We start from the raw sequence: 11,715 nt of genomic DNA, 5'->3' as shown, positions 1-11,715 counted from the left end.
GTTAATTATTTCTCGTTTTAATCAAAATGATTATGAGTTGATTTGGAGTTGAATACAATGGGAGAAAATCATTATAAATGGAGTAATAAACAATTACGAGAGCATGTTGAAGTAATAGATGGTAAAAGAAGTCCGCACATTTTATGTAAGAACGCAACTTATTTAAATTCCTATATGCGCGAGTGGATGCAAGCAAATATTTGGATCTATGATGACCGGATTGTTTATGTAGGGGAAAAGCTGCCAGTGCAACTGCATGAATGTGAAGTCATTGATTGTGATGGAAAGTATGTAGTTCCAAGTTACATAGAACCTCATGCACATCCATATCAATTATATAATCCTGAAACTTTAGCGAATCATGCGATGCAGTTTGGGACAACAACTTTTATTAATGATAATTTAACTTTATTTTTCACATTACAACGTGAAGAAGCATTTCGTTTATTAGATGAATTTGAAAAGATTCCAGCAAGTATGTATTGGTGGTGTCGTTTTGATGGACAAACTGAATTGCAAAACGGGGAAACTTTATTTAATCGTGAAGAAATAATAGAATGGCTTAAGCATAAAGCAGTTCTTCAAGGCGGCGAACTAACAGCGTGGCCAAAACTATTACATGGCGATGATGAAATGTTAACTTGGATGCAGGAAACGAAGCGATTGCAGAAGAAAGTAGAAGGACATTTTCCAGGTGCATCTGAAACGACTTTAGCGAAGTTAAAACTGTTAGGTACAGATTGTGATCATGAAGCGATGACAGGGCAGGAAGCTTTCACTCGTCTTATGCAAGGTTACACTGTTTCCCTAAGAAATTCTTCAATCCGCCCAGATTTAGAAGTTTTACTGAAAGAATTGTTGGAACTAGGTGTAAAGCAGTTTGATAGATTCTTTTTTACAACAGACGGCTCACATCCTTCGTTTTATGAGAATGGAATGACAAACGTTATGATTTCTACCGCGATAAAACAAGGAGTGCCAGTAATAGATGCATACGATATGGCAAGTTATAATATTGCTCGTTATTATAATATGGAACATGTACATGGTTCGATTGCGACAGGTAGAATTGCTAATATCAATATTTTAGAAAGTAAAGAAAATCCAGTACCAATTAGTGTCCTTGCAAAGGGGAAATGGGTGAAGCGTGACGGTGTAAATACACATGAGGCATTACATATAGACTGGAGTAAACATAAAGTAACTCCATTATCATTAGATTGGTCAATAGAAAAAGAGGATATGATTTTCTCTAATAAAACGGGGATACACTTATTAAATAACGTTATTACAAAACCATACACTAGTGAAATCAATATAGACTGTGATGAATTGTCCACAGATCATGATGAATGTTTCCTTATGATGATTGCTCGTGATGGCAGTTGGCAAGTGAATATAGCTGTCAAAGGTTTTGCAAAAGAACTAGGTGGGCTCGCTAGCTCTTATTCTGGTACAGGTGACATCATTCTTATCGGAAAAAGAAAAGAAGATATGCTTACAGCTTTTCGTAGAGTAAAAGAGCTCGGTGGTGGAATGGTCATAGTAGAAAACAATGAAGTGTTACACGAAATAGCATTACCATTGCTCGGGATTATGTCTAATTTAAAAATGAGAGAATTAATACAGGAAGAGAAACAGATGGTGAAATTACTACAAGAGCGTGGCTACGCGTATGATGATCCAGCATTTACAATTTTATTCTTTTCTGCGACGCACTTGCCTTTTATACGAGTAACACCTATAGGATTATATGATGTGAAAAGTAGTAAGGTAGTTGCCCCGCCCGTGAATTTGATAAAGCAATATTAAAAGGAAAGATCCTATAAAAATTTTATTTTATAGGATCTTTCTTATTATTAGCATAAGAATATTGTAAGCCTCAAATGATATAGTATCTAAATCATTTGAGGTGATATGTAAATATGAAAAAAATATTTTACATTTTAAGCGTATTTATTCTGTGTGTATCGATACAACACGTTGTACATTCCCAATCAGATGCACCAGAGTTATCTTCGGATTGTCTCGAAGAAAGAAAAGTTAGAGATGAAAAGTATGTGAAGAATATAATACAGGACATTAAATCCACATTTAATTTAAATATTGATGAACATAGTTTTTGGGAAGTAAGTAAGAGAGATCTGGAGGCTGCTCATTTGATGTATGGTGGAAAGGAAAATGATTCTTATTATACTTCGCTAACTAAAATTTATGACAGTGGTGGATTTAGCGAACAGCCCAGCCTATTTGTGAGGGCGCAAGAAGCATTTTTACTTTATAAAGAAAAAGATAATATCAATGTAATGAAACGCCTAAAACTAGACGTTGAAAAAGGGGAATGGCTCGTTATAAAAACGAAAAAGAAGAAAGGGAAAAAAGTGAAATTTAAGCCGTTGCAATGTGAAAAAGATTATATGAAAAAGAGAAATGAATAACAAAATACTTATTCATGCTGTTTTTATTCAACGATATTTTGCTGTTGATTTGAAATAGAAAAAGGTAAACAAACATATTAGCTTTATGGAATATGTTTATTTACCTTTTTTTGAGAGATTTAATAATTGGGGATTATTTACTGCCTAATGAATTTATAACATTCAATGAATTTGTTCTTCATAAACATTAGATTTTGTGTCAAATGATTTATACATTGCCGAAACACCTATGTATATTTTATTCTACAGTATTTATAAAAGAATGTTGGCTATTCATAAGAAATATGATTGGCACGGTTTTTGCTTGTATTACATGTAAGGAAGGGAGATTGTATGTAAGGAATCTGTACTCGTAATAGTATAAAACAAGCTACTATTGCATTATTAATCATAGTTGTATTTATAGCGGAACTGTAAATACATACAAATAAGTGGGTTTTTGGTTTTGGAATTCTGAATTTTCTTTTAAATTATTAGGGGGCAATGGTATGGTTAAATATTCGAAAATTTCTAAGTGGATTCTTGGTGTTGGATTAGTGACAATAACATGTAATGGTTTGCAAATTCAAGCAGAGACAAAAGAGAAAAACGTGAAGAACGTATTACAAATGGAGCCGGTAGGAATACAGAAATCTGTTAATGAATTGGCGCACCCTTCAAAAGTACAAGAAAATGCATCTTTTACAAAACGGTTAAAATTAGCGGATTTATCGCAGCGTCCACTAGCACCAACCGATAATATTAAGCCGTTAGCTGAAGAAAAAAAGTATTCAATGGCTGAGTTAAATCAATTAAATAATAAACAATTAACTGATCTTCTTGTGACAATTAAATGGTATCAAATTCCGGAATTATTTCAGTTTAATAGTGATAGTCTTAAATTCTATCAAGATGATAGCCGAATGCAAGCAATTATTAATAAACTAGCAGAACAAGGACAAGCTTATACGAAAGATGATTCAAAAGGGATTGAAACATTAGTAGAAGCTCTACGTGCAGCATTTTATTTAGGTTTTTACCATGATGAATTAAGCAAACTAAATGAGCGTAGCTACCATGATAAATGTTTACCAGCTTTAAAAACAATTGCAAAAAATCCAAATTTCAAACTTGGTACATCAGAACAAAATAAAGTAATTGCATCATATGGAAAATTAATTGGAAATGCATCAGCAGATGTTGAAACGGTTTTATATGCAGGTGAAATTTTTAAACAATATAACGATAATCTTGCAACTTTCATTGAAGACCGAACAAAAGGAGATGCTATATATGAGTTGATGAAGGGAATTGACTTTGATATTCAGACGGATATGTACACGACTGGCAAAGAGCCAAAAGATACGATGTGGTATCGAAATATCGATAACTTTATTAATGAAATAAATCGTTTTGCACTACTTGGTACAGTAACAAATAAAAACGGATGGTTAATTAATAATGGAATTTACTATGCTGGCCGATTGGGCAAGCTTCATAGCACGCCGACAAAAGGACAACAAGTTGTTACAGATACAATGCGAATTTATCCATATTTAGGAGAGCAATACTTTGTTGCGGCAGAACAAATTACTACAAATTATGGAGGAATAGATGCGAATGGAAAAACTGTAAATTTAGATCAAATTCGAGAAGAGGGTAAAAAGAAATATTTACCGAAAACGTATACGTTTGATGATGGTGCAATTGTCTTTAAAGCTGGGGATAAAGTTAGCGAAGAGAAAATTAAACGTCTATACTGGGCGGCAAAAGAGGTGCGTTCTCAATTTTATCGTACAGTTGGTAGCGATAAACCACTTGAAAGTGGACATGCTGATGATGTGTTAACGATGGTTATTTATAATAGCCCAGATGAGTATCAATTTAATCGTCAACTGTACGGATATGAAACGAATAATGGTGGGATTTATATTGAAGGGACAGGGACTTTCTTTACATATGAACGTACACCAGAGCAAAGTATATATAGTCTGGAAGAATTGTTCCGCCATGAATTTACGCACTACTTACAGGGAAGGTACGAAGTTCAGGGATTATGGGGCCAAGGGGAAATGTATCAAAATGAACGTTTAACATGGTTTGAAGAAGGGAATGCAGAGTTCTTTGCAGGTGCAACGCGATTAGATAGTGTAGTACCACGAAAAAGTATAATTGGTGGGTTATCTAATGATCCTACAAAACGTTATACAGCATCACAAACATTAAATGCGAAATATGGAACGTGGGATTTTTATAATTATTCGTTTGCACTACAATCATATATGTATAATAAGCGCCCAGAAATGTTCGATAAAGTACATGATTTAATTCGCGCAAATGATGTTTCAAGTTACGATGAATACCGTGCTACATTAAGCAAAGATAATAAGTTAAATGAAGAATATCAATCTTATATGCAAATGCTTATTGATAATCGTGATAAGTATACAATTCCACAAGTATCAGATGAGTATTTAACTCAGCATGATCCAAAATCGCTTTCGGACGTTACTTCAGATATTACGAATGAAGCGAAACTAAAAGATGTGAAAGTAACAAAGAATAAATCACAATTCTTTAATACATTTACACTACAGGGGACATATACAGGAAGTGCGGCTAAAGGAGAAGTTGAGGACTGGAAAGTGATGAATGAAGCAACAAATGATATGTTGAAACGCCTTTCAGGAAAAGAGTGGACTGGATATAAAACATTGACTGCTTATTTTGTAAATTACCGTGTAAATAATGCTGGGCAATTTGAATATGATGTTGTGTTTAGCGGAGTGAACACGGAAGAAGGTACGGCTGTAGAAAAAGAACCAAATAATTCATTTGAAACAGCAAACCCACTATCTTTGAATATTTTGTTAAGAGGAACCTTGAGCGATCAAGATCAGGGGGATAAATTTGTTATTGATGTAAAGGATCAAAAAGATTTACAAATTTCTGTTACGAACGAACAAAATCTTGGATTGAACTGGGTATTATATTCTGAATCAGATTTAAATAATTATGTAGCTTATGCAACAAAACGTGATGGAAACAAATTGCTTGGAAATTATAATGCAAAGCCAGGGAAATATTACTTAAGTGTATATAAGTATGGTGGTGGAACAGGGAATTATACGGTACAAGTAAAATAGTTTACTATAGTTTGTTTTGAAAGGCTACTTATTGCATTTTTTAGCGAAATAAAGTATTTAATGTTAAACATTAAACTAATTCAATATATCCCTGTTCTAATTATAGAACAGGGATATATTGGCTTTACATTTTTAAATTAAATAATCTCATTGGATTTTGATAAGAAAATAATTAATATAGATTTGAATTCTCATTCGTAAAGCATGTTTTAATCTTCTTAATGCTCTTTCATTTTTGTCTCAATGTTTGTTTTCAAATCAGTGGATACTCGATTGAAATACCCCAAAACGATCTTCCTAATATCATCGGATATAACTTTCAAATCACTAGCTAAGTTTTCAGCGAGATGTTCTTTTTCTATTGGCTGTAACTTCGTATAAAATTCACTAGCCTGCGTAAAGTTATCCTGTTTCGTTATAGAAGTTCTTTCAAGTTTACCTTCAACGTACCTTCCTTCACCGGTTGTAATTTGATTAGCAGGTGTCCAATCTTGCTGCTGGTTAATCGTTAATTTGCGAAATTCGGGACCAATTCTTCTTCTTTGTGAATCACTGTAAATGTTAGCGCGCCCTTGCAGCATTTTATCATCTGATAGTTCTGCACCATCCAGTAAATTAGAAGGGGAGAATGCGACTTTTTCTACTTGTTCCATAAAATTTTCAGGATTTTTATTTAATACCATTTTCCCGACTGGTATGAGAGGATACGTTTGTTCATCCCATACTTTTGTGTCATCTAAAGGATCATAAGAAAGGTGCGCTTCATCTTTCGGATCCATGAGCTGGACGTATAAACCATACTCCACTGGTTTACCATTTTCAATAGCATCATATAAATCTTTCCCGCTATAATCAGGATTTTCGGCAGCTAGTTTAATTGCTTCTTTACTAGTAATGTACTGTACACCTTCAAACGGGTACCAATGATACTTTACATACTTTCGATTACCTTCCGCATTTCTCCATACATATGTATTAACACTATGTCCTGGAATGTGGCGAAGACTTTTGGCCGTACCATTATTAGAGTATAAACGGACAACAAAATGAATAGATTCAGGTGCTTTAGCGACAAAACTCCAAAATCTATTAGGGTCTATTAAGTTATTTTTAGGTGAAGGCAATAATGCTTGAATCGTTTCAGGGAAACGCATCGGATCACGGACAGAAAAAACAGGAATGTGATTACATAAAAGGTCAAAAATGCCTTCTTTTGTATAAAATTTTGTAGAAAAACCGCGTACATTTCTAGCAGTATCCGGTGTTCCTTTCGTACTAACAGCTAACGAAAATCGCACCATAACAGGAACTTTCTCATTAGAATTTTGTAAAAAACTTAATTTAGTATGTTCAGACATCGAATATATCGTTTGAAAATAACCGAACGCACCAAATCCTTTTACATGAACAGGTCTTTCTAAAATTTTTTCATGAATAAATTCTTGTAACGTCTCGTGAAGTACACTATCTTGCTCTAGAACAGGTCCACGTGAACCAACTGTTTGTGAGTGAAGGGTAGCTTGTTCATTACGTTCGCCTTTTTCATTAAAGTGATTCCCTAGTAAAGATTGCCCCTGTTTATCATAGTTTTCATTCATCGATATAGCCTCCAAATTTATTTCGTCTATTGTTACTAAATATGATTTTATAATCTTGATTATGTATGATATGCAAAGTAGTAACAGACCGCTAGATGAAAAAAACGTGTATGTAGTGGACCTGTTGAAATAGAAGAAATTATGGAAAAATGAATATCGTGAAGAAAATTACTATTAAAATTTTAATCTGAAAAATGAATTTATACATGAGTTTATAGAGAATGAACAGAAATAAACAGGGAAAATAAATAGGAGGAATTTAACATGTCGGATTGGTTTCAATTAGATAAAGAATATATGATGTCTACGTATTGTCGTACGAAGGTTGCAATGGAAAGAGGAGAAGGATGTAAACTATATGATGTAGATGGTAAAGAGTATTTAGATTTATTTTCTGGCGTAGGAGTAAATGTATTAGGATACAATCATCCTAAAATTGTACAAACGACAATGGAGCAAGTTACAAAATCGTTGCATCTGCCGTTTCATTTTTTAAATCCAGTTGCGATTGAATATGCAAAGAAATTAGTGGATTGCTCATTAAAAAACGGAAAGGTCTTTTTTACAAACTCTGGTACGGAAGCGACAGAAACAACTTTGAAATTAATTGATAAATATAGAGCTCATACGAATGAAGAACGTGAAGGAATTGTAGTGCTGAAGAATAGTTTCCATGGGCGTACGTTAGGGGCACTTCATTTTACGAGACAAGAAAGTGTATATCAAAATTTCCCTAAAACATCGATTCCTGTATATGAAGTAGAGCGCGAAAATATAGACCAATTAGAGGAGACTATTATTAAAGAAAAACCAATTGCGATTATGCTAGAGCCTGTTTTAGGAAGTGGAGGAATTTATCCTTTATCAAGTGAATATTTACATGGTGTTCAATATTTATGTGAAAAATATAATGTACTTCTTGTCGTTGATGAAGTTCAAAGTGGTATGGGTAGAACGGGAAAACTATTTGCTTATCAAAATTTTAATATTACACCAGATATTATTCAAATTGGTAAAGGAGCAGGAGGCGGGATACCGCTAGGAGGAATTATTGTAGGCAAAAAGTTATGTGATGTATTTTCACCAGGAGATCACGGGACAACGTTTGCTCATTCATCAATGGGAACGGCTTTAGGGTTAACGGTATTAAACACATTGATTGAAGATGGTTTAATGCACGAAGCGTATGAAACGTCACTATATTTAAATGATAAATTACAAGAAATTCAGAAAGAAAACTCTTATTATATTCAGGAAGTACGTCATGCTGGTATGATGTTTGGAATTAGTTTAAATGATACAAATGAAAATGTGAAGAAATTACAGGTAGAGCTAATGGAAAAAGGGATATTAGTTGACGTAACACAAGGGAATATTATCCGTTTACTTCCTCCATATATAATTACAAAAGAAGAAATTGATACATTTATTACTCAATTTATTACTTGTATGGATAAGGTTGCTACTGTAGTAAGTGCTTAAAAATTAAAAGCTATATTTTATATAAAGTGCACTCTAATTGTTGGGGATAGTTTACAATTGGGGTGCATTTTTTATAGTTGAATTTTGTAAAATATAGTCGTTTGTATATGATAACGGAAAAATAGAAGGAATTTCGTTATATTTGAGTGGTGAAGAAAAGGGAAAGTAAGTATAAAGATAGTAGATAAAGCGGGTGGTTTAAATAACTAATGATAGAACGTTTTGAAAATAATAGCATACGAATATATAAATAATAAGAATGAGGTGATATATTGGAAAATAATGATATTCAATTTACTTCTTTACAAATGAGAACGGATAAATATGGTTGGGCTAGTATTCAATATACAAATAAAAAGCAGGCTATCTTATATACTCGAAACGGAGGAGTAGAATGGGATATTGTCAATCCTCTTAATTCAATTGTATTATTTGGGTATCCAATAAACGCTCGAAGCTCTTGGGCATATGGTTTAACAAAAAAGAATGACGATTTATTGCCAGCTATATTTTATACAGTTAATAGAGGAGAAAGATGGAGTGAGTTTATTTTACCGGTTGAAGAAGATTGGGAGAAATCGACTGATGTTCAAGTACAATTGCATGCTACGAATATGGATAGTATATGGATTGTATTATCTAGAAAGCTTGCATCAAATAAATTTGAACATAATTTATACTATTTGAAAACGAAAGGGAAAGTTTGGAAAGTAATAAAAAATATAAGTATTAGTGATAGTATTTCAGGGATAACATTTATAAACGATCTAATTGGGTTTATTTCACTACAAAAACATTATGAAACATCAACGGTATTTAAAACAATAAATGGTGGGGAAAGTTGGCATCCTATAAAAGATATTCCAAGTCTTGAAGGAATTAATAATGGGACTGCTATGGCTTATAAAGCAATCTATAAAAATAAATTATTAGTAATACCAACTAAAAAGAATGATGATGTATTTTTAATGAATTACTCATTTGATAAGGGGAATTCGTGGCATATTTCAAATAAAACAATAAATACTAGTAAAGTGGCTGTTTCGTTTTTTAGTTCCTATTATGGCTGGGTTATAAATAGTGAAAATGGAAGTGTATATCAAATAATAAAAAAAGGATCAAAATGGATCAAAGTATCAAGTAATCCATTATTAAAAAATGTATTTTGTTTGCATTTTTTTAATCGGCGTAAAGGTTGGGCGTGTAATAAAAAAGAAATATTTACTACAAAAGATCGCGGTATAACATGGAAAAAGGTAGTATATAAAATTAATAATATTGATAAGTTTATTTAAAAGAGTCCTAAAGAAATTAGGACTTTTTTTATTTTTAAATGGTGAGAGTTGTAACAAACAATGATAAGAGAAAAGAGGTAAGTGCAGAACTTATATTTTCAAAAATAGACGGTTGTTTTTACACAGTATAATTCATTTTTGAATATGTTAATAAAGTAGCGAATTCACAGGAAATGGTAATACTTAATATTTTATGTCACATGATGTGTAAAGGGGGCGTGTAATGAAATCGTTAACGGTTATTATTTTGTATAGTGAAAGAGAGCAAATATTAGAAGAGTCAATTCAATCTATATGGAAGCTAAATCCTCTTGAAATTATAATTTTCGTTCCTAACGATAGAAGTAATTTGTATGAAATAGCAAAGAAACATAAATGCCATATTGTTTTGATGGATAAATATAGTACGTATTATGATGGGTATGAAGCTTCTGTAAAGGCAGCAAAAGGAGATGTATTGTTATTTGTAGATAGTAATTTTTTATTATCTTCAAATGAAATGAAGAATTTTATTGAGCCAGTCGTTACAAATCAGGCTGATGTAGTATTAAACAAAATAGATAAATTTATAGAAGTTGATAAATGTCCAAATATGGATATTGTATGGAGAAAAATGTTAAATGAAATTTTAAGTCGACCAGATTTAAAAAGCAATTCAATACTTTCGTTACCATATGCGCTTACGAAGGAAGTAGTGGGAAACATCGGCTTTAATTATATGGAAGATATCGTTCTATCTTATATGAAGATTGTGAATCAGGGGTGGCGGATTAACGATCAATGTGCAATAAGAACGTTATCTAAAGATGAAATGTTCGAAGAAGAAGGGTATTTATTTAAAAAAGAATTATTAGAAAATGAAAAAGAGAAAGTGGAAAAATATTTAATTGGTATATCCAAATGGATAGAGAAAAAGGGAAGAAGAGTAGGTTTTACTGATGCAGGAAAAAGAAGAGATATTATTCAAAGATTAGGTGAAAGCAAGCAGTATCCTTCGTATCATCGAGGCTGGGGAATGCATTCTTCAATTTATAACGGGAAACAACTTTCTGTCATTATACCAGTACAAAATGAAGAAGAGACTATAGAACAAGTAATACTTGAGGCGAGAAAAATAGAACCACTAGAAATAATTGTCGTTGTAAATGGTTCGACAGATCAAACGGCTAATATTGCTAAAAGACTTGGTGTTACTATTATTGAATATAACGAACGACTTGGTCATAATGTTGGACGTGCTATTGGAGCGCTTGAAGCTACAGGAGATATTCTTTTATTTATTGATGGTGATTTTAGTGTTTCAGGAAGTAATTTGCATCATTTTACAAAAGCAGTTTCAGCTGGTGTAGACATAGCATTAAATGATTTGAATCCGATGTTACATCCTCCGTTTTATGTTGTAGACGTCGTAAAATATATGCTTAATTTAGCATATAATCGTCCAGAATTAAGCAATGGCTCATTAGTAGCAATTCCACATGCTATGAGTAGATCATGTTTAGATGCAATAGGCTGGGAAAGCTTACTATGCCCTAGTCTTGCACAAGTAAAAGCTATATTACAAGGGTATAGAGTAGAATGTGTACATTACGTTGATGTTGTAAAACCGAATAGAATTCGTTTAATGGAGAATGTAAGTCACAATGGACATCCTCCGGCAGTATTAAGAATAATTGGTGATCACGTTGAAGCTCTCTCTTACTTAATAGAACATCTTGAAATAGATGGAAAGGGTGATTAAACTGTTAGACCAGTACAAAAAAATTAACATTTCATA

7 protein-coding genes are annotated in these 11,715 nt (G+C 32.7%); 6 read left to right on the top strand and 1 reads right to left on the bottom strand.

Annotation, left to right across the window (positions count from 1 at the left end; genetic code table 11):
* Nucleotides 1-57 precede the first annotated feature (57 nt).
* The 3 genes from HFD78_RS21035 to colA all read left to right on the top strand — a co-directional run bounded on the left by HFD78_RS21035 (nucleotide 58) and on the right by colA (nucleotide 5,563).
* Nucleotides 58-1,812 carry an adenine deaminase gene (locus HFD78_RS21035; RefSeq protein WP_000504393.1) on the top strand — a complete coding sequence of 585 codons (1,755 nt, stop codon included), beginning with the start codon at nucleotides 58-60 and terminating at the stop codon, nucleotides 1,810-1,812.
* Between the two features lie 113 nt (nucleotides 1,813-1,925).
* Nucleotides 1,926-2,438 (top strand): hypothetical protein, encoded by a 513-nt coding sequence (locus HFD78_RS21030; RefSeq protein WP_000719378.1) that lies wholly within the window; start codon nucleotides 1,926-1,928, stop codon nucleotides 2,436-2,438.
* Nucleotides 2,439-2,926: 488 nt separating this feature from the next.
* Entirely contained in the window at nucleotides 2,927-5,563 is a 2,637-nt protein-coding gene (colA, locus tag HFD78_RS21025) for a collagenase ColA (protein ID WP_000241885.1), read from the top strand.
* Between the two features lie 218 nt (nucleotides 5,564-5,781).
* Here the strand turns inward: colA and HFD78_RS21020 are convergent, their stop codons facing one another.
* A complete protein-coding gene (locus HFD78_RS21020) occupies nucleotides 5,782-7,161 on the bottom strand; it encodes a catalase (protein ID WP_001005113.1) in 1,380 nt (459 codons plus the stop codon).
* A gap of 264 nt (nucleotides 7,162-7,425) precedes the next feature.
* Here HFD78_RS21020 and HFD78_RS21015 point away from each other — a divergent pair, with 264 nt between their 5' ends.
* The 3 genes from HFD78_RS21015 to HFD78_RS21005 all read left to right on the top strand — a co-directional run bounded on the left by HFD78_RS21015 (nucleotide 7,426) and on the right by HFD78_RS21005 (nucleotide 11,679).
* Nucleotides 7,426-8,643: an aspartate aminotransferase family protein gene (locus HFD78_RS21015; protein WP_001286506.1), complete on the top strand. Its 1,218-nt coding sequence runs from the start codon at nucleotides 7,426-7,428 to the stop codon at nucleotides 8,641-8,643.
* A 272-nt stretch (nucleotides 8,644-8,915) separates the two neighbouring features.
* Complete coding sequence (locus tag HFD78_RS21010; protein ID WP_000429612.1) at nucleotides 8,916-9,938, top strand: hypothetical protein; 1,023 nt, start codon at nucleotides 8,916-8,918, stop codon at nucleotides 9,936-9,938.
* A 223-nt stretch (nucleotides 9,939-10,161) separates the two neighbouring features.
* Entirely contained in the window at nucleotides 10,162-11,679 is a 1,518-nt protein-coding gene (locus tag HFD78_RS21005) for a glycosyltransferase family 2 protein (protein WP_000839300.1), read from the top strand.
* Nucleotides 11,680-11,715: the final 36 nt, after the last annotated feature.

The sequence above is a fragment of the Bacillus sp. EKM501B genome (assembly GCF_011800505.1).
Classification (GTDB): domain Bacteria; phylum Bacillota; class Bacilli; order Bacillales; family Bacillaceae_G; genus Bacillus_A; species Bacillus_A cereus.
Note: the sequence above shows the minus strand (reverse complement) of the source record. Positions and strands in the feature narration are given on the sequence as shown.